This is a genomic window from Streptomyces sp. NPDC086766, assembly GCF_044746005.1.
Taxonomy (GTDB): domain Bacteria; phylum Actinomycetota; class Actinomycetes; order Streptomycetales; family Streptomycetaceae; genus Streptomyces.
Window position 1 is genome coordinate 538849 of record NZ_JBIVBI010000002.1, and the last position, 24961, is coordinate 563809.

Consider the following 24961-nt stretch of genomic DNA (forward strand, 5'->3'; position numbering starts at 1 on the left):
CGCAACACGGTCACTCCTGGGTGTCACCCGGGCTGCGGCCGGCCGTGCTGTCCGGTTGGCTGCCCCCCGACGGCCGCGGCCTGGACCACGGCCACCGCGGGCGCCCGCCCCGTCCGCCCTCCGGGTCGAACAGGTACTTCCAGCCCTGGGTGATCCCCAGCCGCCTGCTGTGACCGCGGGGCACCCGGCGGTAGACGAGCACGGTGGGCGGCCCGCCCGCGGCGTCCGGGACCGGGATGCGGTAGGTCTTGGGCGGGTGGCCGGTGGGCCCGAGCAGCACGGGCAGCACCCGGCCGTCCATGGGCCCGCCCTCGAAGGGGGTGTCCTGACTCTTCACGGCACCAGTGTCAGCCATCCGCCGACGCCAGGGCGGCCACCAGCGCCGCGGTCTGGGCGTCCCGGGCCGCGGTCACGGTCATCACGGCCACGAACTGCTCCACCAGCCAGTCCCGCAGCTCGCCGACGGGCGGCTGTTTCTCCTCGTCCAGCCAGATCAGCGAGGCGGCCTCCACGGCCGTGATCCACATCCGTACGGTCATCCGCAGCCGCGGGCCCGGCGCGGTGACGCCGAGGTGCCGGAAGATGTGCTCGGCCGCGGCCCGCCGCACGCCGTCCACGATCGCGGTCGTCCGGGACGTCTCCACCACGCTGCCGCCCTGGAGCAGCGCGCTGAAACCGGCGTCGTGCTCGTCGACGAAGGTCAGGTAGCGGTCCAGGGCGCGGGCCAGACGGGGCATGAGCGGGCCCTCGCGGGGCTCGTCGAAGCAGTGCTGGAGCTCCTCGGCGGCGGAGCGCAGCGCGGCCTCGTACAGCTGCTGCTTGCCGCCGGGGAAGTACCGGTACACCAGCGGGCGCGAGACCCCGGCCGCCTCCGCCACGTCGTCCAGCGAGACGTCCTCGGGCACCCGGTGCGCGAACAGCGACAGCGCGGCGTCGAGGAGCTGGGCCCGGCGTTCCTCGACGCTGAGCCTGCGGTAGGCGGGGGTGGGGGCCTGCGGGGTCATGAACCGCAGCGTAATCGCTGACCCCGCACCCCGTACGGCACGCGCGCCCCCGGTGGCCGGCGCCGGGGGCCGGGGGTGGCGCTTCAGGCCAGCAGCCCGGACGACTTCCACAGCCGCCGCCCGACCCCGCGCAGCACGCCGATGTCGTCCAGGAAGTCCGTGAGGCGCCTGGCCCCGGTCTGCATCACCTCGCGGCGGTGGCCGCTCGCCTTGACCTGCGCCATCGCCTCCCGCTTGTCCAGGCCCACGTTCGTGTAGACCTCGGGGTTGACGAAGGCGACCGAGAAGACGCGGGCGAACTCGCCGGAGGTGACCCGGGTGAACTCCTGGGACCACTTCGGCGCCGTCACCATCTGGCGCCGCAGCTCCTCACGGGCATACCGCACATGGCGGGCCTCCTCCACGACGTGGATCCGCGTGACGCCCCGGATCAGCGGCTGCACCCGCTCGTCGGGGAAGGTCAGCCGCTGCATCCAGTCCAGCACCTCCTCGCCGAGCAGCGTGGCCGTGAAGGACCCGGGGGTGGTGGAGATCGTCTTGAACAGGCGCCCCAGGTTCTGATGCGCCCGGCTCACCGGGTACCAGGGCGTCCCGCCGCGCGCGATCACCCGGGCGAACATCTTGGAGTGCCGGCACTCGTCCTCGATCTCCGTCAGGGCGTACCGCACGTGCGCGCTCGTGGCCGCCTTGTCGTAGATGTGCCGGACCAGGAGCTGCATGAGGATCAGCTCGAACCAGATGCCGAGCGAGGCCAGCGCGGCCGCCTCGTGCTGCGAGAGCAGGATGCGCTGCTCCTCGCCCATCCGCTTCCACAGCGGGGTGCCGTACAGCGAGACCAGCTCCGGCGGCCAGAACCACTTGCCCTCCTCGAAGGGCGCGTCCCAGTCCAACTCCTTGTCCGGGTCGAAGGAGTGCTTGGCGGAAGAGTCGAGCAGCCGCTCGGCCACCTGCTCCCGGTCCTTGAGCAGGCCGAGCGCGTCGCGCAGACCTGCGAGCGCGTCGGCTTCCGTCACGGTCGTCATGGCTCTCCCACCTCGTTACCCGGGGTCACATGTTCTCCGCTCTTATAAGACTGCTTGTCAGCAAGGTCGTCAATCCCTTGCACATGACTTGTTGACTCGGCGTCTACGTGTGAGCCTGCGAGGTATGCCGACCTACGACCTGTACGCGAAGGACCCGGGCGACCCCCGCTGGCAGGTGCCGGCGACCGGCGCGGCCCGCTTCAGCTGGGAGTACGACGACGGCCGCGACCGGCTGCTCGCCCTGTACCAGAAGGGCAAGGACAAGCAGTGGGACGGGCAGAAGCGGATCGACTGGGACCTGGAGGTCGATCCCTACGACGCCCTCGGCACCCCCGAGGAGTCGATGACCCTCTACGGGACGCCGTACTGGGACAAGATGACCGAACGGGAGAAGGGGGAGCTGCGCCGGCACTACGCCTCCTGGCAGTTCAGCCAGTTCCTGCACGGCGAGCAGGGCGCGATGATCTGCGCCGCCCGCATCGTGGAGTCCGTCCCCGACCTGGACGCGAAGTTCTACTCGGCGACCCAGACGATGGACGAGGCCCGGCACGCCGAGATCTACGGCCGCTTCCTGCACGAGAAGATCGGGATGCTCTACCCGATCAACGACGACCTCCAGTCCCTGCTCGGCGACACCCTGCGCGACAGCCGCTGGGACATGCCGTACCTGGGGATGCAGGTCCTCATCGAGGGCCTGGCCCTGGCCGCCTTCGGCATGATCCGGGACACCACCACCAAGCCCCTGCCCAAGCAGATCCTGGCCTACGTCATGCAGGACGAGGCCCGGCACGTGGCCTTCGGCCGCATGGCGCTGCGCGACTACTACAAGCAGCTCACCGACGCCGAACTCCGCGAGCGCGAGGAGTTCGTCATCGAGGGCTGCTACCTGATGCGCGACCGGCTGCGCGGCGTCGAGGTGCTGGAGAACTTCGGCATCCCGAAGGCGGAGGCGGAGGAGCTGAGCGAGCGCTCCGAGTTCCTCCAGCTCTTCCGCCGGCTGCTGTTCAGCCGCATCGTCCCCTGCGTCAAGGACATCGGCCTGTGGGGCAAGCGCCTCCAGCAGGCCTACGTCGACATGGGCGTCTTCGAGATGGGCGACTCCAACCTCGACCTCCTCATGGCCCAGGACGAGGAGATCGCGGAGCGACTCGACGCGGAACGCTTCGCGGCGGAGGAGCGGGAACGGGTCGCGGAGGTGACGGACGCCATCGAGCAGGGCCAACGGCTCGGCGGCTGAACCCCGGCCGGCGCGCACCCGGACGAAGCACACCCGGCTCACGCGCAACCGCCTCACGCGCACCCGTCGGCGGGCGTAAGTGCCGTCAGCGCTCCGGCCGGGTGTGCAGCACCGCCTGCATCACCCGCTTCGCGATCGGCGCCGCCGTCCCGCCCCCGCTGATGTCCCCGCGCCGCGCCGACGCGTCCTCCACCACCACGGCGACCGCGACCCGCGCGTCCACGTCCCCGTCGCTCCGCGCCCAGGCCACGAACCAGGCGTACGGCGTACCGGAGTTGCCGAGTCCGTGCTGGGCGGTGCCGGTCTTGCCGCCCACCGTGGCACCCGGGATCGCCGCGTTGGTGCCCGTGCCCTCGGCGACCACGTCGGTCATCAGCTCCTGCAGCCGCACGGCCGTCATCGGCAGCATCACCTGCCGCGCCGGCCGCGGCCCGGGCGCGGACACCGTGCCCCCGCTGCTGCGCGTCGTCCGCTCCACCAGATACGGCGTCCGCAGCTGCCCGCCGTTCGCGACCGCCGCCGCCACCATGGCCATCTGCAGCGGCGTGGCCCGCGTGTTGTACTGGCCGATCGACGACAGCGCCAGCTGCGCCCGGTCCACCTGGGAGTCGAAGCTGCTCGGCGCGACCGAGAACGGGATCCTGATCCCCTTGTCGTTGAAGCCGAAGGCCCGCGCCGTCGACCGCATGTCGTGGACGCCCACCTCCACCCCCAGCTTCGCGAACACCGTGTTGCACGACCACTCGAAGGCATGGCGCAGCGAGGCGTCACGGCAGTCGTCCGCCTCGTTCGCCAGCCGGGTCCTGGTGCCGGGCAGGGTGTACGGGTCGGGCGAGCGGGTCGGTGCGTCGAGGTCGGTCACCACCCCCGCGTCCAGCGCCGCCGCGGCGGTGACCACCTTGAACGTCGAACCCGGCGGATACGTCTGCCGGACCGCCCGGTTGAGCATCGGCTTCTCCGGGTCGGCGTTCAGCCGCGCCCACGCCGCCGTCACCGTCGGCCCGTTGCCGGACAGCTCCGCCGGGTCGTACGACGGGGCGGACACCAGGGCCAGGATCCGGCCGGTGGCCGGCTCGATCGCCGCGACCGCGCCCCGGCGCGTCCCCAGCCCCTCGAACGCGGCCCGCTGGGCGGCCGGGTTCAGCGTCGTGACCACGTTGCCGCCCGGGGGCAGGGACCGCGTGAAGTCGTTCCACAGCGGGAACGCCGAGAGCATCGGATCGGTGCCGGCGAGCACCTCGTCCTCGGCGTGCTCCAGAAAGGTCGTCCCGTACCGCTGGGAGGCGAATCCGGTGACCGGCGCGTACAACGGCCCTGCCACGTAGGTCCGTTCGTAGCGGAGCTGCTCGCCGGTGTCCCGGGAGCCGGTGACGGGCCGGCCGTCGACCAGGATCTGCCCGCGGGGCTGCCCGTAACGGGCGATCGAGGAACGGCGGTTGAACGGGTTCTCCTCGTACGACGGCGCCTGGAACAGTTGCAGCCGGGCCGTGTTCACCAGCAGCGCCGCGAGCAGCAGGACGCAGAACGCGGCGGCATGGCGGATGTACCGGCTCACGGCGCGCTCTCCTCGCGGTTCACGGGGCGACCTGGCCGTCGTACTGTCGGCGCGCCACATGGCTCACGCGGATCAGCAGCGCCACGATCGCCCAGTTGGTGACGACGGACGAGCCGCCCTGCGCCAGGAACGGCATCGCCATGCCGGTCAGCGGGATCAGCCCCGTCACCCCGCCCGCGATCACGAACACCTGCAGTGCCACGATCGAGGCGAGCCCGACCGCGAGCAGCCGGCCGAAGGGATCGCGCAGGGCGAGGCCCGCCCGGAAGCCGCGCTCCACGAGCAGTCCGTACAGCAGGAAGAGCCCGGACAGCCCGGCCAGGCCCAGCTCCTCGCCCGCGGTGGCCAGGATGAAGTCCGACTTGGTCGCGAAGCCGATGAGGACCGAGTGGCCGAGACCGAGCCCGGTGCCGAGCAGGCCGCCCGCCGCGAACGAGAACAGCGACTGCGTCACCTGGTTGGGGCCCACGCCCGCCTCGATGGAGGCGAAGGGGTGCAGCCAGTCCTCGACCCGGCTGTGCACATGCGGCTCCAGCCGGCCCACGGCGACCGCCCCCGCCACGGCCAGCAGCAGCCCCAGCGCGATCCAGCCGGTGCGGCCGGTGGCGACGTAGAGCAGGACGACGAACAGGCCGAAGAACAGCAGCGAGGTGCCGAGGTCCCGCTCCAGGACCAGGACGACGACGCTCAGCAGCCAGATCGTCAGGACCGGGCCGAGCACGCGCCCGGTGGGCAGTTGCAGCGGTCCTACGCGGCGGCCCGCGAAGGCCAGCGCGCTGCGGTTGGCGGCCAGGTACGCGGCGAAGAACACCGCCAGCAGCACCTTCGCGAACTCGCCCGGCTGGATGGAGAAGCCGCCGACCCGGATCCAGATACGGGCGCCGTTCACCGCCGGGAAGAGGATCGGCAGGGTGAGCAGCGCGAGCGCGGCGACCACGCACACGTACGCGTAGCGCTGGAGCCACCGATGGTCGCGCAGCATCAGCACCACGAGGATGAACAGCGCCACGCCCAGCGTGGACCACACCAGCTGGACGGGCGCGGCCTCCTCGCCCGGTGTCTCCAGGTCGAGCCGGTAGATGAGCACCAGGCCCAGACCGTTCAGCAGCACGCCGATGGGCAGCAGGAGCGGATCGGCGTAGGGGGCGCGCAGCCGGACCGCGCCGTGCGCGAGCAGCGCCAGCACACCGAGCCCGGCGCCGTAGCCGGCGGCGCCGGGCGGGACCGTGCCGAACCGGGCGAGGCCGACCGCGCAGTAGCCGTACACGGACAGCAGGACGGCCAGGACGATGAGGGAGAGTTCGACGCCGCGGCGCCGGGGGAGGCGGACGGTCGGCGCGGGCGGGTCCGCCGTGGCCACGGTGGTTCCGGCCTTGGTCATGTCCGGAACCTACCCAAAAGTGGCTTCCGGGCGGTTGCGGCGCTGGGTGCCAGCGTGGCGCGTCCTCGGGGGCGGGGCCCAGGCGCGCCGGGCCCCGTGCCCGGGTGCGGTCCGCGCTGGGGCATGGGGTACCTCCACCCGAGGTGGCGAGGCCCGCACGGGACGGGCGAGTCCGGCTCACCGCCACCCTAGGAGCGCCGGGTTCCGGCCGCCCGTCACACTGCGCCATCGGGGACGGCGCCGCCGGTCCCCGAGCCCCTGGCCTCCGGGTCCCCGGGCACGGGCGGCCGGTGAGGCAGCGTCAGGGTCGCCACCGCCCCGCCGTCCGGGGCGTCGGCGAACTCCAGCCGGGCGCCCAGCACCTCCGCCTGGCCCAGCGCGATCGTCAGCCCGAGGCCGTGCCCCGTCGCGCCGCCCTCGGTACGGAAGCGCTGCGGGCCGTGCGCCACGAGGTACGCCGGATAGCCGTCCCCGTGGTCCCGCACGGTCACGACCGGCCCGTCCACGGTCAGCACCACCGGCGGCCGTCCGTGCCGGTGCGCGTTGGCCACCAGATTGCCGAGCACCCGCTCCAGCCGCCGCCGGTCGGTCTCCACGCACACGTCCCGCAGGACGCGCACGGTGACACCGGGGGCGGTGACGCCGATCCCCGCGTCCGCGCCCGCACGAGCCCCGGCGTTCCCGGTCCGGGCCCCGGCCTCAGCGGCTCCCGCCGCGGCCCCCGCTCCCGCCGCGGCCCCCGCTCCCGCCGCGGCCCCCGCTCCCGCCGCGGCCCCCGTGGCGCGTACCACCCGCTCCGCCAGCGCGCCCAGCCGCTCGGTGTCGAGGTCCAGCCGCTCCCGCCCGGTGTCCAGGCGGGAGATCTCCAGCAGGTCCTCGGTGAGCGTGCGCAGCGCGGCCACCCGGTCGCGCACCAGCTCCGTCGGGCGCCCCGGCGGCAGCAGCTCGGCCGCCGCGTGCAGCCCGGTCAGCGGGGTGCGCAGCTCGTGCGCCACGTCCGCGGTGAACCGCTGCTCGGCCATCAGCTTGCCCTGCAGCGACGACGCCATCGAGTCCAGCGCGGCGGCGACCGCGGCCACCTCGTCCTGCGGGCGTGTCGGGTCCTTCGTCCGGGGGTCGTGCACCCGCGCGTCCAGGTCGCCCGCGGTGATCCGCCGGGCGACCCGGGCCGTCGCGTGCAGTCGCCGGGTCACCCGGGTCACCGCGAACGCGCCCACCAGCAGCGTCGCCCCGATCGCCAGTCCCGACGACCACAGGATCGCCCGGTCCAGGCCCGCGATGGTGCGCGCGTTCTGCGCGTAGTCGACCTCGACGGCCAGCGCCCGCCCGTGGTCGGCGGGTCCCGCCGCCCACATCGTCGGCTGCCCGTCGTGCCGGTCGACCATCGTGCCGCGTTCCCCGCCCGCGGCGAGCCTGCGCAGCGACCCGGGCAGGCCCGCGGGATCGACACCGGCGCCCGGCGGCAGGGTGTCCCCGGCCTCGAAGGCGCTGGTGGCGTCCCGCAGCCGGGACAGCGCCAGCGTCCGGGCCTGGCCGACGGTCTGGTCGGTCACCGAGACGTGCACGAGCACGCCGAGCAGCGCGGCGAGCCCGCAGGACATGACCGTGATGAAGGCCGCGGCCTTCACGGCGAGCGCCCCGGCCCAGCGGGGCAGCACCAGCCTCACCGCAGACTCGCGGAGGGCGTGGCCGACGGACGGGGCGAGAAGGCCGCCGAGCCGGACTCCTCCGGCAGGGACGGCCCGGAGGAGGTCCGTGGACCGGCGGTCTCCGGCGAGGCCGGCCCGGCGGAGCCCGAGGCCCCCTCGCTGCGCGCGGGCGCGGGCTTGTGCCGGGCGGGCCGGCCGGTGCGCAGGAACTCGTCGCGCGAGAACACCATGGCCCGCTGCTCCGGGTCCCACGACCACGTCGTGCGGTACTCGTACCCGGCGATCCCGGCGGGCGAGCGGATGATCACCGCCCGGCCGGCCAGCTCCACGCCGATCACCGCGTCGTCGTTGGCGAAGACCTGCTTCAGCCGGTGCCCCTCGAAGGTGTAGACGCGCACGGCCGTCTGGTTGGTCGGGTACAGCCGGAAGCCCAGCGTCATGTCCTCGCGCCCGTCACCGGTCAGGTCGCGGTAGTACGCCCGCAGCACGGGACACCGGGCCCGGTCCCGGCCGTCCGCGCAGTCCGCCAGCCGGGCGGCGGTGCCGCGGTAGGGCGCCTTGCCGCCGCGGTAGTCGTCCGGGTGCGCGGCGACCTCGGCGCGTACGACGGCCACCGGGTCGACCTTGCGGATGTCGTCCCCGGGCGCCGTGACGCCCTTCACCGTCTCGATCTGGAGCTCGTCGTACGGCCAGGCGGGGCTCGCGGCCGGGGTCAGCGAGGGCCACAGCCGGGCCGGGCTGACCGCGGTGGGCGTCGGGCCCGCGCCCCGCAGCCCGCCCGCGTCGCCACAGCCCGCCGCCGTGGCCAGCAGCAGGCCGACGAGGGCGGTGACGAGGGCGGGATGTCTGGCAAACACTGCGCTCCGGTCGGGAAGTTCTTCGGGATCACCCGGTGGACTCGGCGGCCGGCCTCCGGGTGCGTGCGCCGCGCCGGGCACATGCCGGGCGGCGCCGGGCGCGAGCCGGTCACGCGCCGGAAGGTCCCGCCCGCGCGCCGGGCGCACACCGATCATGTGCCGGGCACACCTTACGCATTTTCCGACGAAACGATTACTCGGTCAGCTCCTCCAGTAATCGGGCCGTCGGCAGCCCGGCCCGCAGATAGGCGACGAAAAGGTCGTTGTGCAGCGCCCAGGGGGAGCGGCGCGCCCGGACCAGCCGGATGGCCTCGTCGGCGGAGCGCCCCCGCCGGATCAGCGCGTGCGCGACGACCAGACCCGAGCGGTTGTACCCGTGGTAGCAGCGGACCAGGACCCGGCGGCCGTCGTCCAGCGCGTCGCAGGCGGCCCGCGCCAGCCGTATGACACCCGCGAGCTGGGTGCCGTCCAGCGGTCCGTCCGGGATCGGCCACACATGGTGCTCGACCCCCGGATCCGGTCCGTGTCCCGGCAGCCTGAGCAGGGTCTGCACCAGATCGAACTCGTCCCGCACGACGGCGAACTCCCGCGCCCCGGAGCGTCCCTCGAACTCGTGTCCGCCCATCCACAGGCCGGGCACGATCTCGCTCCACGGACTGCCCGGAGCCGGTACGTCGGGTTGCTTCCTTCGGGTCCGCAACGACGCCTCCCAGATGCCCTCCCAACCGCTCTCAAAGGTAGCCGGGTTCTTGCCCCTGGAGCACCCCGCCTGTTCCCATGGTCGTGGGGTGATGGTGCATGAGTGGACTGCGCGTCATACCGACCTGGCGCCACGGACAGGAACGGCTGTACGTCTGCCGCGCCGACGGCAGCAACGTCGCCTGGTACGACCGGGAGGCCGCCCGGGTCAACCTGCTCGGCGAGAGCCACCGCGACGACGTACTGGAGGCCCTCGGCCCCTTCCTGACCGGCCCGGTCACGGTGGGCCCGCCCCCGGTGCCCAACCCGGCCGAGCTGGCGCGGCTGAGCCTGCATCCCGACGACGACCTCGCGCCCAACCGTCCCGGCGAGGCGCTGCTGATCGCCCTCGACCGGGACCCGGGCCCCGCGCACCGCCTCCGCCCGGACCCGCGCCGCCGGGCGCTCGCCGCCGAGCAGGCGGTCGGCGAGGCCCTGGACCGCCTGGACGGCGCCGGCTGGCACACCCTGCACTCGATCCCCTTGCCCGGCGACGGCCGCATCCACCACCTGGCGATCGGCCCCGGCGGCCTCTTCGTCGTCCACACGCTGAACGCCCGCAAGCAGCGGGTCCAGGTCGCCGACCCCATGGTCACGCTGGGCCGCCACGAGCCGGAACCACTGCTGCGCCGCATCCGGGCCGAGGCCGGCCGCGCCTCCTACGCCCTCACCGCCGAGGTCCACGCCCTCCTGGCCCTCACCGGCCCCGCCGACCTGCGCTTCACCGCCCCGCCCCGCGACGTCCGCGTCCTGCGCGACACGGAACTGCCCGGCCTGGCCCGCCTGGGCGGTGTCCTCAAACCGGCGGACGTGGAGGGCCTGCACGCCATGGCCCGCGACCGGCGGACCTGGGGGAAGGTCTGACCGAGCCCCGGGCGGGATCGTCGACGGCCTTCAGTGGCTGAGGGGAGCGGCCTTCGGAGCCTGAGCGGCGGACTGGAGCGACCTTCGGGATCCTGAGCGGCTGACGGGAGCGGCCCTCAGGCCGAGCGGCTGACGGGGGAGGCCTCCGGGAGCGGTCTTCAGCAGCACTCAGGGCAGCGGACGGGCACGCCCGCCGTCCAGCAGCGGAGCCAGCAGGTCTCCGTGGTCCCGCACCCGGGGCGCGATGTCGTCGGCCCGGAACTCCAGCGCCCGGGGCGCCCGGCACGCCTCGACCTCCTCCCAGGTGACCGGCGCCGAGACCAGCGGCTCGGCCCGCGCCCGCAGGGTGTAGGGGGCCGCCGTCGTCTTCCGCGCGGCGTTCTGGCTCCAGTCGACGAACACCTTGCCGGGCCGCAGACTCCGGGTCATCCGGTGCAGCACCAGCCGCGGCATGGCCTGCTCCGCCTCCACGGCCAGCCCCTTGGCGTACTCCGCCGTCCGCTCGCTGGACGCGTCCCGCACCGCGGCCAGCAGATGCAGCCCCTTCGACCCGGACGTCTTGGCGTAGGCCTCGATCCCGTCCCGGGCCAGCCGCTTCCGCAGCCACAGCGCCACCCGGCAGCAGTCCACCACGTCGGCCGGCGGCCCGGGGTCGAGATCGAACACCAGCCGGTCGGCCTGCCCCGGCGCCTGCACCACCCACTGCGGCGTGTGGAACTCGGTCACCAGATTGGCCGCCCACATCAGACTGGCCAGGTCCTGCACCAGCACCATCCGGGCCGGGCCCTCCGAGCGGGGCACCTCGGCGGTGGTGACCCACTCGGGCGTACCCGCGGGCACGTTCTTGACGAAGAAGACCTCGCCGTCCGGGCCGTCCGGATACCGCAGGAAGGACAGCGGCCGGTCCCGCAGATGGGGCAGCAGGACGCCGGCGACCGTCGCGTAGTAGTGCAGCACCTCGCCCTTGGTGGTCCCGGTCGCCGGATACAGCACCTTGTCCAGGTTGCTGAGCGCGAGCCGTCGCCCCTCCACCTCCGTGATCGGCGCCATACGATAAGAAAACCACGAAAACGTGACGAACCGTCCTGAAGCGATGCCCGAAACGATGGGGAAGGTGCTGCACGTGCGATCCATCTGGAACGGCGCCATCTCGTTCGGCCTGGTCAGCATCCCGATCAAGCTGGTGAACGCCACCGAGAGCCACACCGTCTCCTTCCGCCAGATCCACACCGAGGACGGCGGCCGCATCCGCTACCGCAAGGTCTGCGAGCTGGAGGACCGCGAGGTCACCCAGGCGGAGATCGGCAAGGGCTACGAGGAGGCGGACGGCACGATCATCCCCATCACCGACGAGGACCTGGCCCATCTGCCGCTCCCGACCGCACGGACGATCGACATCGTGGCCTTCGTCCCCGCAGACCGGATCGACCCGCTCCAGATGGAGAACGCGTACTACCTGGCCGCGAGCGGGGCTCCCGCCGCCAAGCCGTACACCCTGCTGCGCGAGGCCCTCAAGCGCAGCCGGAAGGTCGCCATCGCCAAGTTCGCCCTGCGCGGCCGCGAGCGTCTGGGGATGCTGCGCGTGGTGGACGACGTCATCGCCATGCACGGCCTGCTCTGGCCGGACGAGATCCGCGCCCCCGAGGGAGTGGCCCCGGACACCGGCGTCACCGTCCGGGACAAGGAGCTGGACCTGGCGGACGCCCTGATGGACACCCTGGGCGAGGTGGACCTGGAGGACCTGCACGACGAGTACCGCGAGGCGCTGGAGGAGGTCATCGCGGCCAAGGCCTCCGGCGAGGCCATCCCCGAGGCCCCCGAACCCGCCCGCGGCGGCAAGGTCCTCGACCTGATGGCCGCCCTGGAGAGCAGTGTCCGCGCCGCCCGGGAGTCCCGCGGGGAGGAGGTGGAGCAGGCCCCGGAGGAGGAGGGTGCGCAGGCGGGGGAGGAGGCCGAGGTCCGGCACCTTCCGCGCCGCAAGACGGCCCGCGCCACCCCCAAGGAACCGGCCGGCCGGAAGTCGGCCTCCACCACCAAGAAGACGGCGGCGAAGAAGTCCGCGTCCGGGAAGAAGGCGACGGCGAAGTCGGCCCGCTCCCAGGAGCCGAAGAAGGCCTCCGCCTCCGGCAAGACCGCGGCCAAGAAGACGCCGGCCAAGAAGGCGGCGGCCCGCAAACGGACGGCGTGAGCGGGGCGGGGGCGCCCGGCGGGCCCCGCCCCGCCGCCCGCGCGTGCGGGACGCGCTACCGGACGCGCCGCAGCGCCAGCACCGCGTTGTGCCCGCCGAACCCGAACGAGTTGCTCAGCACGAGATCCCCGTCCCCGGACAGCTTGCGCGCCGCCCCCGTGACCACGTCGAGCCCGATCTCCTCGTCGACCTCGGCGCACCCCACGGTCGGCGGCACCAGCCCGTGATGCAGGGTGAGCACCGCCGCGACCGCCTCGACACCGCCGGCGGCCCCCTGAAGGTGCCCGAGATGCCCCTTGAGCGCCGTCACCGGCACCCCGCGCCGCCCGAGCACGGCCCGCAGCGCACCGGCCTCGGCCAGATCCCCCTCCACGGTGGCGGTGGCGTGCGCGTTGACGTGCACGACGTCGACGACGTGCCCGCCCGCGTCCCGCAGCGCCCGCCGCAGCGCCAGCGCGACCCCGCTCCCCGACGGGTCGGGCGCGGCCATGTGATGCGCGTCGGCGGACAGCCCCCACCCGGCGGCCTCGCAGTAGATCCGGGCACCGCGGGCCCGGGCGTGTTCCTCGGCCTCCAGCACGAGCAGCCCGGCCCCCTCCCCGTTGACGAACCCGTCCCGGTCCTTGGCGAAGGGCCGCGACGGCGAGGTGCCGTCCTCGAGACCGTGGTCGGACAGAGCCCGCATCGCGGCGAACGAGGCCATGATCGCCGGCGTGACGACCGCCTCGGCGCCGCCCGCGAGGGCGACGTCGACACGGCCGTACCGTATGCGGTCGACGGCCTCCCCGATCGCCTCGGTCCCGGAGGCGCAGGCGCTGGTCACGGTCCGGGCCTCACCGGTGATGTGCAGGTCGAGCGAGACCTGTGAGGAGGCCTGCGACGGCACGGTCATGGGCGTGGTGAGCGGGGACACTCCGCGGGGCCCCTTGTCCCGCAGCCGGCGGTCCCCGCCGACCAGCACCGAGGCGTCCCCGAGGATGGCGCCGAGGCTGACCCCGACCCGTTCGGGATCGAGTCCGCTCTCCCGGGTCCCGCCGTCGGCGAACCCGGCGTCGGCCCACGCCTCCCGGGCCGCGAGCACGGCGAACTGGGCCGCCCGGTTCATCCGCCGCGCGGCCGCGCGGGGCAGCAGCCCGGCCGGGTCCACGGGCACGACCCCGGCCACCCGCACCGGCAGCTCCGCGAACTCCTCCCCGGTCAGCTCCCGTATCCCGTGCCGTCCGTCGAGCAGCCCCCGCCACAGCTCGCCCGCCCCGACACCGAGCGGCGTGAGTGCCCCGAGGCCGGTCACGACGACCCGCCGCGGCCCGGCCCCCGAGGGCTCGCGTGTCGGCCGCGCGTGATGCCGTACGACGTACCCCTCCCGATCGGCGCCGGCGGCCCACCCCCGCACCTCGGCGTCGGAGACGGTCTCGCCGCTGCCGGAGTCGAGGTCCCGGTGCCATACGCCCCACCGGCGTGCGTACGTCTCCTCGACGCCCTGCGGATCCACCGCCCGCAGCCTGCTCACCCGGTCCCCGTCCCGGAACACGACCTCGTCGAGCCGCGGCGACGACACGGACGGGACGCCCTCCACGTCCACCCGCCGGGAGGCGACGACCACCTCTCGCCCCCGGTCGAGGACCTCCTCCCGGTCCACGCCCCCGAGCGGCGGCCGCAGGGTCATGCGGATCGTCTCGGGCGACTCGGGCAGCGTGTGCATCACGACACACCACCGCTGCCGCTCCACGTCCTCCGGCGAGAGGGCGACCAGGTCGCCGGGGACGACCTCGGCGGCGGTAACTGCGTGGGGAGCGAGGGGGACTTCTGGCATCTCGGACGAATAGGACATATCCGTACAGCTTCCTGTGGCGCGAAGTGGCGTATGGCGGACCATCACGAGTGAAAGGGGCGAAGGCCCGAAAAACCATGGAAATAGATATGGGTCCCAAACAGGACGGGTGTGCGAATACCCGCAACGACCGTGAACAGCCGTCGACTTGAGCGAGAAGCTCCGGCCGGATGTGCGGCAGCTCACGCGAAGGGGCGCCCCGAGTGTGAGCCCCGCCACGGCCGCGACGGCGCCCGCGAGAAAATGAAGCGAGACGGGACCCCTGCCGGGCTAAGTTGATGCCGCTGCTGTTCGAAGGGGGAGACGTGGCGAAGCTCAACCAGATCATCGCCGTGGAGAAGGGTGTCAAGAGCAAGTCGCTCCAGGACATCACCGCGGCCCACCACAAGGTGCAGAAGCCCGCGCTGCTGGCCGGCATCTCGCGGACGTACCAGCCCAAGGACGAGGAGGGCGAGCAGCTGCCGCCCGAGTCGACCCGGGTCCAGGTCAAGGCCGAGGAGATCCTGCGGGAGATGTCCGCGTCGCTGACGCGGCTGTTCGACGTGACCGCCACGAAGGACTGGGCGAACTGCGCGGCCCGCGCGGACGTCACCGTCGACGGCAGGACCGTCGTCGCCGAAGTCCCGGTCGGCTACCTGCTGTTCCTGGAGAAGCAGCTCACGGACCTGCACACCTTCGTCAAGAAGCTCCCCGTGCTGGACGCGGCCGAGTCCTGGTCGCTCGACCCGTCGACGGACTGGTGGAAGACGGACCCGGTCCGCACGATCCGCACGAGGAAGGTCCCGCGCAACCACGTGAAGGCGGAGGCGACCGACAAGCACCCGGCGCAGGTCGAGGTGTACTACGAGGACGTGGCCATCGGTTACTGGACCACGGTGAAGTTCTCCGGGGCGCTCCCCGCGAGGCGGGTGAACGAACTGCTGGAACGGGTCGAGAAGCTCCAGCAGGCCGTCAAGTTCGCCCGCGAGGAGGCCAACGGCGCCGAGGTCACCGACCGGCGGGTCGGCGACGCGGTGTTCGGCTACCTGTTCGGCTGAGGCCGGAGGAAGGTGGCTTCCGAATCGCCCCCGCGTGCGAGCGCGGGGGTGCGCACCGGGCAGAGGCCGGACCGAGGACCGGCCCGCGCCCCGAGCGCAAGCTGAAACTGAGGTTCAGCCTGAAGCCGGCGGTGACAGTGGAGGTTCGAATCCTCCCCCCGGCACAGCGCCCCCACGTACGGGCCGGGGTGGCCCAACCGGTAGAGGCAGCCGCCGTCAGACTCAGACTCTCGCTCCAGATTCAGCATCCGCCACCGATCGCCGGATCGACCGAGTACGGACGACCGCCGCCGGATGCGAGTTCGACTCTCGCCTGCACCTCTCCACGGTGCGGTAGTTCAAAGGAAGAACACGACGGCCTGACAACTGATCCGCACTCTTAAACGCCATCGGCGTGCGCACGAGGGTGGCACCCCCAGGGACCCGGGAGCTGGATACGACTCCCGGGCCCCGCCATGTCCGGCCCCAGGTGGTCCTCGACTGCTCCTCCCGGGCGTGCAGTGGCCCGAGGCGGCGCTGTCGCCGCCGATGGACCGCCCGAAGATCCCGTCCGGCCCACGCCTCGCTCCGTGGACACTACACTTACCTGTGTGCGGCACGTCACATCGTGTCGCGCGTGAAGCAGCCGGGGCGGGGAGGCCCTCGCTGTGAGGTAGCGCCGGTTGGGGGGGCATTGTGCACGAAATGATCAAGGGCTCGAATGTGACTCTGGGAGCCCTGAGTGGGAACGTCGGTTCGGTGATCGTCAGTCTGGGCTGGGGAAGCCCGACCGGCGAAGGCGACGCGGATGTGTCCGTTCTGATGCTGAACGCCGACGGCAAGGTGCGCGGCGACACCGACTTCTACTTCTACAACAACCCGGTCGCCGCCGACGGAAGTGTGCAGCTTCTGGGCAAGACGCCGACGGCGGACGGCAACGAGGACCGCATCAGCTTCGACCTGACCGCGGTCCCGTCCGAAGTCGACCGCATAGTCGTCGCTGCCAGCAGGTACGAGGGAGCGCGCTTCGGGGAACTCGAGGGAGTGCGGCTGTCGTTGGCGGACGGTGCCGGTGACGACCTCCTCCGCTTCGCCATCGATGAAGCCGACTCGGTGAGCGCGATCATCTTCGGCGAGCTCTACCGGCGCGGCGGAGAGTGGAAGTTCCGCGCCGTCGGCCAGGGCTACGACGCCGGTCTGGCCGGTCTGGCAACGGACTTCGGCGTCGACATCGACGACGACGCGGCGGCGGTAGAGGCGCAGAACGGCACCGCGACGGACGATCAGGGCGATCAGGGGAACAGGACGCCCCCGGCTACGGTTGACGAGCCCGCTTCGACGGCGCCGCTGGTGGCCGTCCCGGCTCCTCGTACGTCCGACGACGACATCGAGAAGAAGAAGCCGACGGCACGTCCGCGCACCGCCAAGAAGAAGGTCACCCTGCCCAAGGCGGCCAAGAAGACCCTGGCGGAGAACGAGTCCTGGAAGGTGGCACGCCTCTTCCCGGTGTCCGCGCTCAAGAGCGACCGGGACCGTGAAATGCGCGCCACCTCGGTACTGCTGTCGGTGATGGCTCAAGTGCCGGAATTCGGCAGGAGACTCACAGCCGCCTTCGGCGCGCCGGCCGGCCGCATGGAGACCTTCACCGAGGTCACCCTGCCGCACGGCGACACCCCGCGACGCCCCGACGGGGTGATCCGCGTCGAGCGAGCGGGCAAGCTGTGGACCGCTCTGGTCGAGACGAAGACCAACGGCAACAGTCTCAAGGCCGAGCAGGTCCAGGCGTACATGGACATCGCCGCGCGACGTGGCTACGAGGCTGTGATCACGCTGTCGAACGACGTCGCGCTGGAGGGCAGCCCACTCGTCGACGTCAAGATCGACGGACGACGCAAGCACAAGGTGGCCCTCTGGCACCTCTCCTGGGCGGAAGTCGCCCATCAGGCACAGATGCTGATCCGGCACGAGGGTGTCGGCAACGCGGCGCACGCCTGGCTTCTCCAGGAGCTGCTGCACTACCTGCAGCACGACAACTCCGGATGCCACGGCTTCCAGAACATGGGCCCCGCCTGGGTACCCGTACGCAACGGAATCGACGACGAGACCCTGTGCCACGGAGACCGGCGCGCACTGGAGGTCGTCGAGAGCTGGGAGCGCCTCATTCGCCAGGTATGCCTCGGACTGGGCGGCGAATTGGGGCAGAAGGTGCTGCCCGTCCAGCGCGCCAAGCGGGGCACCGACCCCGAAGCGCGCCGGCTCCGCCTCGCCGACCAGCTGTGCCGCGACGGCAGACTGCAAGCGGAGCTGCGCATCGAGGGAACGCCCGGCATCCTGGCGATCAGTGCGGACCTCCGTACCAGCAGGCTGCGTACTTCCATCGAGATCCCCGCACCCGAGCAGGGCTACCCCCTGTCCTGGGCGAAACGGCTCGTCCGGCGCCTGGCCGAGGCGCCGGCGGACCTCCACGTCGAGACACTCGTCGAAGGGGAGACGGGCGGCCCGCGAGGCACCCTGGAACGGCTGCGCCCCGAGCCCGCGGACATGCTCCCGAAGGACAGCGGCATCCGTATCACCGGCTTCCGCCTGTCCTTGCTCAAGGGCATGGGGAGCAGCCGCGGCAACGCCGAGTCCGGCTTCATCCGCAGCGTCGACGACGCGGTGCACCGCTTCTACACGACCGTGGTGGTCCACCTGGACCGCGTATCAACTCGTTGAACGGCACCAGCGGATCGCACGAGAGGAGGCGGAAGCACAACGGCTCGGCTCGTGCCGGCGGCGCAACGCCCCGGCAGACGTGGTGTGCCGGCCGGCGAGTTGAGGGCCAGCGCCAAAGTGCCCCCAGATGCCAGCAGTTGGGTAGCGTACGGGCGTGGGCATCGATGCGGGCACCGAAGGCTGGTTGGCGGACACCCGGACGTCCTACGACACCGTCGCCGAGAGCTATGCGGAGCAGACACGCAACCTCTTGGACAAGACACCGGACGAACGGGCGGTTCTGGCGCTGTTCACCGACCTGGTGCACTCCGCCGGCGGCGGACCGGTGGCGGACGTGGGCTGCGGTCCGGGACGGATCACGGCCCACTTGTCCGAGCTGGGAGTGGACGCGTTCGGGATCGATCTGTCCCCCGGCATGATCGAGGTGGCGCGGCGTGACCACCCCGGCCTGCGGTTCGAGGTCGGTTCCATGACGGACCTGCGCCTCGCCGACGCCTCGCTGGCCGGCCTGGTCGCCTGGTATTCGCTGATCCACGTCCCCGACGACGAGATCGGCCTGGTCCTCACCCACTTCCGGAGGGTGCTGCGGCCCGGCGGCCCCCTGCTGCTCGGCTTCCACGTGGGTGACGAATCACGGCTGAAGACAGAGGGCTACGGCGGTCATCCGATGAAGGTCTACGTCCATCGCCGGCAGCACGGCCCCATGGCCTCCTGGCTCGAGGAGGCCGGCTTCACCGTCGAGACGCACAGGACCCTCAGCTCCGCGGAGAGCGCGCTCGGGGGAATCCTTCTGGCTCGCCGCCGTCCCGCTGCCAACTAGCTTCCCTCCAGGGAACATTCGCCCTGTTGAAGGCTAACCTTCTTGCCGTGGCCGACGAGGAGAACACCGAGAGCGGCCCGGTCCCGAGCCGGTCGAGAGACCTCGTGGTGACCACCCTCGTGTGGGAATTCGTGGGCCTCGCCGCGTGCGGGCTCATCGCCCTGGCACTCTGGCCGTTCGGATGGCTGCCCGACTCCGCCTCTTTCCTCGCCGTCCCCGCCATGTTCGCGGCCGGGCCCGTGGGCGAGCTGTACCGCACGAGACCGCCTCGTCGACGTGCTGCCCTGGCGGCCTTCATCGCGACGATGACGGTGACCACATTCCTCGGGACAGCGGCGCAAGGGGCCTTCCCGCCACTGGCTGACGACGACCTCGGTCTCCTCGCGGGCTCCCTCGTGGGCGCACCCGCCGGCGCGGGGTGTTCGCCTGGCTCACGAACCGGGGCGAGCGTGGCCTGAAGCGCCAGTAGACAGGGGACAGGGGGACAGTAGAGGGCCTCAGCCGGCGAAGCACCGAAGCGCCGCCCCTCGGCCCCCGACGAGGGGCGGCTGAGATGTCAGAGGGCCGTCCCCAGGTCGTCACGAACAGGCAGGGACCTGTTGACTCCGCCGTTGCTCCACCACCCGCGGAGCCCGGCATCGAGACCACAGAACGGCTGGGCTGCCAGCGGTGGGGCATCGAACGGCCAGGTCGACACGGAGCCGCCGCGGCTCGGTCCGGGACAGCGCCGTCAGCCGCTCAGCAGGCATCTCGGGCGAGGTCGCGCAGTGCCTCGTCGTCCGTGCTGCCGGGCCGGGCGAAGTACACGTACAGGACGTGGCCCTCGGGCCCGGGGAGCGCGAAGGTTTCGAAGCTGAGGCGGAGGACGCCGGCGCCGTCGACGCGCAGCCGCTTCTCGCCCACCACGCGTTCGTATACGTCGTGGGAGTCCCACAGCGCACGAAACGTTTCGCTGCGCTCGCGCAGGTTCGCCACGAAGTCGTCGAGGTCCGCGCGGCGCGTGGCCGCGGTGGCGCGCAGACCTGCGACGGCCTGCAGCGTGATCTCGTCCCAGTCGGGATAGACCGTCTGCGCGCGCGGGTCGAGGAAGGCGAACTCGATCAGGTTGTGCCCCGGGCTCCAAGCAGGGTTGACCCGGGCCGCGAGGGCGGTGCCGGCCAGCACGTCGCGGCTGGGACCGACGACGAAGGCGGGCAGGTCGCTCCACCGCTCCAGCAGGTGCAGAACCCCCGGCCGCACAGTGTGGGCGGAAACGGTGCCGTCGTCGGCCGGTGCCAGCGACGGCATGGCCAGGGACCACAGGTGGGCCCGCTCGACATCGTCCAGGCGCAGCACGCGGGCCAGGGCTTCGAGGATCTCGCGGGAGGGGTGCCGGTCGCGGCCCTGTTCGATCCGGGTGTAGTAGGAGGGGCTGAGCCCGGCGAGCAACGCCAGCTCCTCGCGGCGGAGCCCCTTGACCCGCCGACGCGTGTTGTCGGCGATGCCGGCGGAGGCCGCGTCGATCTTCTCCCTGCGGCTGCGCAGGAAGGAACCGAGCTGATTGTCGTCACGTGCCATCCGGATCGACCTTACCGCTGTTCCCGGCCCCGACCGCGGTCGTGCCGCACGCGAAGCTGACCCTGCGAGAGCCCCCCTCAAGGGGGCGTGGCACGTTCGCCGGCTTGTTGTTGCCATGGAGGCATGTCGAACGCAACCAATGAATCGCCTCAATCGCCTCAATCGCCTGAACCGCCTGTATGGCTGATCACCGGCTGCTCCAGCGGCCTGGGCCGCGCCCTGGCCGAGCACGCTCTTGAACGGGGCGACCGAGTAGCCGTCACCGCCCGCAACCGCTCGGCCGTGATCGATCTCGCCGCGGGGTACGCCGACCGCGCGCTGGCTCTGGAGCTGGACGTGACCGACCCCGCGTCGGTGACCGCGGCGGTTCAGGCGTGTGAGCAGGCGTTCGGGCGCATCGACGTCCTGGTCAACAATGCCGGATACGGCTACCTGGCCTCCGTCGAAGAGGGCGAGGAGGCCGCGGTACGCGCCCTGTACGACACCAACGTGCACGGCGTGGTGACAGTCCTCAAAGCCGTCCTTCCCGGCATGCGGGCCCGCCGCTCTGGGCATGTCGTCAACATCTCCTCCTTCGGCGGCCTGGCCGCCTTCGCCGCGACCGGTTACTACCACGCCACGAAGTTCGCGCTGGAAGGCCTGTCCGAGTCGCTGGCCGCGGAACTCGCACCGCTCGGCATCGCGGTGACGATCGCGGAGCCCGGCGGCCTGCGCACCCGGTGGGCGGGCGCGTCGATGCGGCAGTCACCGACACGCCTGGACGACTACGAGCAGACCGCGGGCAAGCGCCGTGAGGCCACGCTGGCCGTCTCCGGCCGCCAGCCCGGCGACCCCCACCGGGCTGCCGCTGCCATCGCCGCGGCAGTGGACAGCGAGGTGCCGCCGTTGCGGCTGCTGCTCGGCTCCGACGCGCTCGCCGGGGCACGTGCCCGTCTGGACCGGATGCGCCGTGAGATCGATGCCAACGAGGCCCTCACCAAGAGCGTGGACCTGGAGCAGGTGTGAGCAGGGGTGCGTTCGTCGTGGTCGGCGCCGGACCCGGTGTGGGCGCTGCGGCGGCCCGCCGGTTCGGCCGCGAGGGACATCCCGTCGGGCTGATCGCGCGCAGCGCGGAGAGCCTGGGAACGATCGTCGCCGGTCTGGTCTCCGAGGGCATGACGACGGCGGCCGAGACCGCGGACGTCACCGACGAGCAGGCGCTCACCGCCGCGCTCGGCGCACTGCGCGAGCGGCTCGGGCCGATCGAGGCGGTGCTGTTCAGCCCACGGCCGAGCCTCGCGTGGATCAAGCCCGTACTCGACACCGGACCGTCGGACGTCGAAAGCGCACTGGCACTGAGCGTCGTGGCCGCGGCTGCGGTCGTCCGCACGGTCGCGCCGGACATGCGCCGCCGGGGGCACGGCACGCTGCTGTTCACCACAGGCGGCGCCGCCGTCGAACCACACCGCGACCGCGCGGTGTCGGGAATCGCCTACGCGGCCGAGTCGGCCTACGTACGCATGCTGCACGATGCGCTCGCCGACGACGGCGTGCACGCCGCGCAGGTCACGGTCGTGGGCCGGATCGGACGCCGCCCCGGGCACCATCCGGACACGGTGGCCCAGGAACTGTGGCGGCTGCACACTGCACACGACCGGCAATTCCTCGTCCTGCGCTGAAACCGTCCCCCGGCGCCACGACTCGTCAGCTCCCCCGTCCGATCGGGCTGGGGAGGAGCCTCGCCGGGGGCACTGTCACCAGGACTTGAGGGGCGCTCGAAGCCCAGACGATTTCGGGTCAAACCATGACGCTTGTCAGGTGCGGCGGGGGCATCCTTGCTGCGTCAGCCAATTCGGTGTCAGGCACCGACACGAGCTCTCAGGAGTGTCCCGTGGTCTCGAGAAGGATCCGTAAGGTCGCAGCCGCCCCCTCCACCCCCTCCGCAGCCAAACAGCGCAGGAGGGTGATCGGCGCCATAACGGGCCTCGCCCTCGCCGCCACGCTGACGGGCATGGCCGTCCCGGCGGCGGCACAGAGCCAGGCCTCGCACCGCGCCGCGTCCGCCCACGCCCGCCTTCACCATCTGTCACCGCGGCAGGTGTCCTCGGCGTTCTACGCCAGCTACAACGGCGACTTGGCCGCCGGCTTCGACCGCTACATCTCGAAGGACCTGGTACTCCACGGGTTCGACGGACCCGCGAAGCGTGAGGACTGGGTCCAGGCCGATCTCGCCATCAAGGCGGGGATCACCGACTACAAGATGACCGTCCAGGACCAGATCGTGGAAGGCGACAAGGCTGTCACGCGCTGGAGCTTCGGAGGCGTCCACACCGGGACGATCTTCGGCATCCCCGCCTCCGGCCACGAGGTCCACCTCAGCGGCATCTCCATCGACCGCGTGCAACACGGCCAGATCGTCGAGCACTGGTCGGAAGGGAACTTCGACAGGTTCCTGAACGAGCTCCGCGGCGGGACGTCCACCAACACCGTCCAGCGCAGCACCGAGTAGCGCTGCCCGGCGTCCCTTGCCGGGCACTGGCGGAAGGCTTCGCACCACGCCCGGCAACGGACGTCTCCGAGGGCCCTGCACTCAGGGTGCGCTCCGGGGATCTCGCGACGTGGGCACGGCGGCGAGCGGCGGCTTCTGGGACCGTGGGTGGCGCTACGGTGCGGCTCGGGCCTGCGCGCGAGGGGTGAGGTGGGATGGACGTCCTTGGGATCGACGCCTGCGGTAAGCAGGGGTGGGTCGGGATCAGGCTCACGGACGGCGCGTACGCGGGCAGCCTGGTGGATCTCCGGCTCGAGAAGCTGATCGAGCGCGCCGCGGAGGTGGATGCGGTCGCGGTGGACATGCCGTTGGGTTTGGTCGAGCGGGGCTGGCGCGCCGCGGATCTCGCGGCCAGGGCGCTGCTCGGGGTGCGGCGCAGCAGCGTTTTCCCCGTGGCGCCAAGGACGGCGTGGGAGGAACAGGACTACGTGGCGGCCGCCGGCCGATGCCAGGAGCTCACCGGTAATCGGCTGAGCCGGCAGGCGTGGGCGCTGAGACCGAAGCTGCTCGAGGCGCGGGCGTGCTGGCTCGCCGACGAGCGGATCCACGAGGTGCACCCCGAGGTGTCCTTCCGCGCCTTGGCCGACGGAGTGCCGCTGCCGTACGCCAAGAAGACCTGGCGCGGCCAGAACCTGCGCCGCACGCTGCTGGCCGCGGCCGGCCTCGTGCTCCCGGACGAGCTCGGCGAGGCGGACCGCATTCCCGTCGACGACGTGCTCGACGCCGCTGTCGCGGCCTGGTCGGCGAACCGGATCGCGCTCGGGACAGCGAATCGGGTTCCCGAGGCGCCCGAGCCGGATGCGGCAGGGCGGCTCGTCGAGATTCGCTACTGATCAGTCCGTCACCTTGGACGACTCGCTTGCCCGGCTCGCGAGGTCGGTGGCGAAGGGGCGCCGGGCAGTGTGCCGCAGCTGGTCCGCCGGCCTTGTGAGCGGCTTCTGGGCTTGTGAGCGGCTTCTGATGGCTGCCGACGTGGAACCCGGTCCTCCCCGCCGGTTGGTGTTCACCGACGTGGAGCGGTTCGACGAGTACGGCGCCGCAGTCCCGCCGCGACCCCCTGGTGGTCGGTCCGTGGTCACTCGGACGGCGAAGCCCGGTCGGCACCACGCTCGGCGGGAGCGGTACGGAAGATCTCCGCCACCGCCGTGTTGACGACCGTCACGACAGCGACGGCACCCGCCGCGACGGGATGACCCACTCCGTACAGAGCGGCCGCACCACCGCCGAGCACCAGCGCCTTCACCACCAGGACCAGCCAAAGCCGCGGCCGTAGCCGAGCCCGGGGCGCGGCGAACAGCGCCCAGACCACGACGGCCAGCAGAGGCGTTCCCACGCCGAGCAGGATCCGGAGAGCACCCTCATGACCCGCGCCGAATCCCCACCAGCTCAGAAATCCCAGCGACGCGAGCTCAAGCAGAAACGCCAGGACTTCGTTGGCGCCGTACCAGGGCCGTGCACCGAACTCGGCCACACCACCGGTGTCTGTTGTCATGCGATCCCCCCTGCTCCGGCACGCCCAGCATGGCACGGCGGCGGTCAGGGCGTGGACGGAGCGCCCCGCAGTCGCCTCCCCGCTCGCTGCGCGCCTGTACGGCCTCCGGCACTCGACGCCGTGACCTGGCTCAACTTCGGGGCGGATCACACCGAGGTTGCCGAGTGCGCCGACAGCGTCGAGGGCCTGCTGAGCCGTCGCGCCAAATGCATCGATCACCGGCAGGAGGTCGCCGACGGAAAGATCGAAGGGGTGTCGCGCGAGTACGAGTGATCGCGCGCGGTCTCAGGGTCGGGCCCCCGGACCTGTCTGGAGGCCCGAGCCAGGCTGCAGCTGACCGGGGGCAATACCCACCCGCAGACCCGGCCCCATCCCTCATGCTTCACCCGGTGGGCACTGCGGTGGCGCGCTGGTACCGCGCTCGGACGGGTCGGATGCCGTAGCAAGAGGTGATCGCGGGAAGTTCCGTCCGGAATTTACCGAAAAGCTATTGACTCATGACAGCTGG

Annotated in this window: 24 protein-coding genes and 1 tRNA gene; 13 read left to right on the forward strand and 12 right to left on the reverse strand. The window is 72.1% G+C overall.

The window, feature by feature from the left end; all coding sequences use genetic code 11:
• Positions 1-10: 10 nt before the first annotated feature.
• The 3 genes from ACIPM1_RS05570 to ACIPM1_RS05580 form a co-directional block, all read right to left on the reverse strand.
• Positions 11-355 (reverse strand): hypothetical protein, encoded by a 345-nt coding sequence (locus tag ACIPM1_RS05570; protein ID WP_402429261.1) that lies wholly within the window; start codon positions 353-355, stop codon positions 11-13.
• Positions 348-1004 (reverse strand): TetR/AcrR family transcriptional regulator, encoded by a 657-nt coding sequence (locus tag ACIPM1_RS05575; RefSeq protein ID WP_402429264.1) that lies wholly within the window; start codon positions 1002-1004, stop codon positions 348-350. Before ACIPM1_RS05575 ends, ACIPM1_RS05570 begins: the two co-directional genes overlap by 8 nt.
• An 83-nt stretch (positions 1005-1087) precedes the next feature.
• Positions 1088-2026 carry a diiron oxygenase gene (locus ACIPM1_RS05580; RefSeq protein ID WP_402429267.1) on the reverse strand — a complete coding sequence of 313 codons (939 nt, stop codon included), beginning with the start codon at positions 2024-2026 and terminating at the stop codon, positions 1088-1090.
• A gap of 124 nt (positions 2027-2150) precedes the next feature.
• On the opposite strand from ACIPM1_RS05580, the gene ACIPM1_RS05585 reads away from it, so the two are divergent.
• Positions 2151-3263 carry a ferritin-like domain-containing protein gene (locus ACIPM1_RS05585; RefSeq protein WP_402429269.1) on the forward strand — a complete coding sequence of 371 codons (1113 nt, stop codon included), beginning with the start codon at positions 2151-2153 and terminating at the stop codon, positions 3261-3263.
• Positions 3264-3348: 85 nt separating this feature from the next.
• On the opposite strand, the gene ACIPM1_RS05590 is transcribed toward ACIPM1_RS05585, so the two are convergent.
• From ACIPM1_RS05590 to ACIPM1_RS05610, 5 genes are all read right to left on the reverse strand, one after another.
• Positions 3349-4818, reverse strand: a complete 1470-nt coding sequence (locus ACIPM1_RS05590) for a penicillin-binding transpeptidase domain-containing protein (protein WP_402429273.1) — start codon at positions 4816-4818, stop codon at positions 3349-3351.
• 19 nt (positions 4819-4837) lie between these two features.
• Positions 4838-6199: an FtsW/RodA/SpoVE family cell cycle protein gene (locus ACIPM1_RS05595; RefSeq protein WP_402429276.1), complete on the reverse strand. Its 1362-nt coding sequence runs from the start codon at positions 6197-6199 to the stop codon at positions 4838-4840.
• A 215-nt stretch (positions 6200-6414) separates the two neighbouring features.
• Positions 6415-7866 (reverse strand): ATP-binding protein, encoded by a 1452-nt coding sequence (locus ACIPM1_RS05600; protein ID WP_402429279.1) that lies wholly within the window; start codon positions 7864-7866, stop codon positions 6415-6417.
• Positions 7863-8705, reverse strand: a complete 843-nt coding sequence (locus ACIPM1_RS05605) for a hypothetical protein (protein ID WP_402429282.1) — start codon at positions 8703-8705, stop codon at positions 7863-7865. The genes ACIPM1_RS05600 and ACIPM1_RS05605 overlap by 4 nt, the downstream gene beginning before the upstream one ends.
• 193 nt (positions 8706-8898) lie before the next feature.
• Positions 8899-9405 carry a dual specificity protein phosphatase family protein gene (locus tag ACIPM1_RS05610; protein ID WP_402429286.1) on the reverse strand — a complete coding sequence of 169 codons (507 nt, stop codon included), beginning with the start codon at positions 9403-9405 and terminating at the stop codon, positions 8899-8901.
• A gap of 98 nt (positions 9406-9503) precedes the next feature.
• Here ACIPM1_RS05610 and ACIPM1_RS05615 point away from each other — a divergent pair, with 98 nt between their 5' ends.
• Positions 9504-10307 (forward strand): nuclease-related domain-containing protein, encoded by an 804-nt coding sequence (locus tag ACIPM1_RS05615; RefSeq protein ID WP_402429289.1) that lies wholly within the window; start codon positions 9504-9506, stop codon positions 10305-10307.
• 168 nt (positions 10308-10475) lie between these two features.
• Here ACIPM1_RS05615 and ligD read toward each other — a convergent pair whose 3' ends face one another.
• Entirely contained in the window at positions 10476-11357 is an 882-nt protein-coding gene (gene ligD / locus ACIPM1_RS05620) for a non-homologous end-joining DNA ligase (protein WP_402429292.1), read from the reverse strand.
• A gap of 73 nt (positions 11358-11430) precedes the next feature.
• On the opposite strand from ligD, the gene ACIPM1_RS05625 reads away from it, so the two are divergent.
• Positions 11431-12495: a Ku protein gene (locus ACIPM1_RS05625; RefSeq protein ID WP_402429295.1), complete on the forward strand. Its 1065-nt coding sequence runs from the start codon at positions 11431-11433 to the stop codon at positions 12493-12495.
• Positions 12496-12550: 55 nt separating this feature from the next.
• Here ACIPM1_RS05625 and ACIPM1_RS05630 read toward each other — a convergent pair whose 3' ends face one another.
• On the reverse strand, positions 12551-14308 hold the full coding sequence (locus tag ACIPM1_RS05630) for a beta-ketoacyl-[acyl-carrier-protein] synthase family protein (protein WP_402429298.1): 1758 nt from the start codon (positions 14306-14308) through the stop codon (positions 12551-12553).
• 323 nt (positions 14309-14631) lie between these two features.
• Here ACIPM1_RS05630 and ACIPM1_RS05635 point away from each other — a divergent pair, with 323 nt between their 5' ends.
• From ACIPM1_RS05635 to ACIPM1_RS05655, 5 genes are all read left to right on the forward strand, one after another.
• Entirely contained in the window at positions 14632-15363 is a 732-nt protein-coding gene (locus ACIPM1_RS05635; protein WP_402429301.1) for a hypothetical protein, read from the forward strand.
• Between the two features lie 42 nt (positions 15364-15405).
• A tRNA-OTHER gene (locus ACIPM1_RS05640) sits at positions 15406-15527 on the forward strand.
• Positions 15528-16047: 520 nt separating this feature from the next.
• Positions 16048-18057 carry a TerD family protein gene (locus ACIPM1_RS05645; protein ID WP_402429304.1) on the forward strand — a complete coding sequence of 670 codons (2010 nt, stop codon included), beginning with the start codon at positions 16048-16050 and terminating at the stop codon, positions 18055-18057.
• A gap of 154 nt (positions 18058-18211) precedes the next feature.
• Positions 18212-18877 (forward strand): class I SAM-dependent methyltransferase, encoded by a 666-nt coding sequence (locus ACIPM1_RS05650; protein ID WP_402429307.1) that lies wholly within the window; start codon positions 18212-18214, stop codon positions 18875-18877.
• Between the two features lie 47 nt (positions 18878-18924).
• On the forward strand, positions 18925-19335 hold the full coding sequence (locus ACIPM1_RS05655; protein WP_402429310.1) for a hypothetical protein: 411 nt from the start codon (positions 18925-18927) through the stop codon (positions 19333-19335).
• Positions 19336-19615: 280 nt separating this feature from the next.
• Here ACIPM1_RS05655 and ACIPM1_RS05660 read toward each other — a convergent pair whose 3' ends face one another.
• Positions 19616-20434 carry a helix-turn-helix domain-containing protein gene (locus ACIPM1_RS05660; RefSeq protein ID WP_402429312.1) on the reverse strand — a complete coding sequence of 273 codons (819 nt, stop codon included), beginning with the start codon at positions 20432-20434 and terminating at the stop codon, positions 19616-19618.
• A 123-nt stretch (positions 20435-20557) separates the two neighbouring features.
• Between ACIPM1_RS05660 and ACIPM1_RS05665 the strand changes: the two genes are divergently transcribed.
• The 4 genes from ACIPM1_RS05665 (at position 20558) to ACIPM1_RS05680 (ending at position 23794) form a co-directional block, all read left to right on the forward strand.
• Positions 20558-21439 (forward strand): oxidoreductase, encoded by an 882-nt coding sequence (locus ACIPM1_RS05665; protein ID WP_402429315.1) that lies wholly within the window; start codon positions 20558-20560, stop codon positions 21437-21439.
• Positions 21436-22092, forward strand: a complete 657-nt coding sequence (locus ACIPM1_RS05670; protein ID WP_402429318.1) for an SDR family NAD(P)-dependent oxidoreductase — start codon at positions 21436-21438, stop codon at positions 22090-22092. The genes ACIPM1_RS05665 and ACIPM1_RS05670 overlap by 4 nt, the downstream gene beginning before the upstream one ends.
• Before the next feature lie 212 nt (positions 22093-22304).
• Positions 22305-22922 carry an ester cyclase gene (locus ACIPM1_RS05675; protein ID WP_402429321.1) on the forward strand — a complete coding sequence of 206 codons (618 nt, stop codon included), beginning with the start codon at positions 22305-22307 and terminating at the stop codon, positions 22920-22922.
• A 194-nt stretch (positions 22923-23116) separates the two neighbouring features.
• Positions 23117-23794 carry a DUF429 domain-containing protein gene (locus ACIPM1_RS05680; protein ID WP_402429324.1) on the forward strand — a complete coding sequence of 226 codons (678 nt, stop codon included), beginning with the start codon at positions 23117-23119 and terminating at the stop codon, positions 23792-23794.
• Between the two features lie 242 nt (positions 23795-24036).
• Here the strand turns inward: ACIPM1_RS05680 and ACIPM1_RS05685 are convergent, their stop codons facing one another.
• Complete coding sequence (locus tag ACIPM1_RS05685) at positions 24037-24453, reverse strand: YrdB family protein (RefSeq protein WP_402429327.1); 417 nt, start codon at positions 24451-24453, stop codon at positions 24037-24039.
• A gap of 120 nt (positions 24454-24573) precedes the next feature.
• On the opposite strand from ACIPM1_RS05685, the gene ACIPM1_RS05690 reads away from it, so the two are divergent.
• Positions 24574-24726: a hypothetical protein gene (locus ACIPM1_RS05690; protein ID WP_402429329.1), complete on the forward strand. Its 153-nt coding sequence runs from the start codon at positions 24574-24576 to the stop codon at positions 24724-24726.
• The last annotated feature ends 235 nt before the right edge of the window (positions 24727-24961 follow it).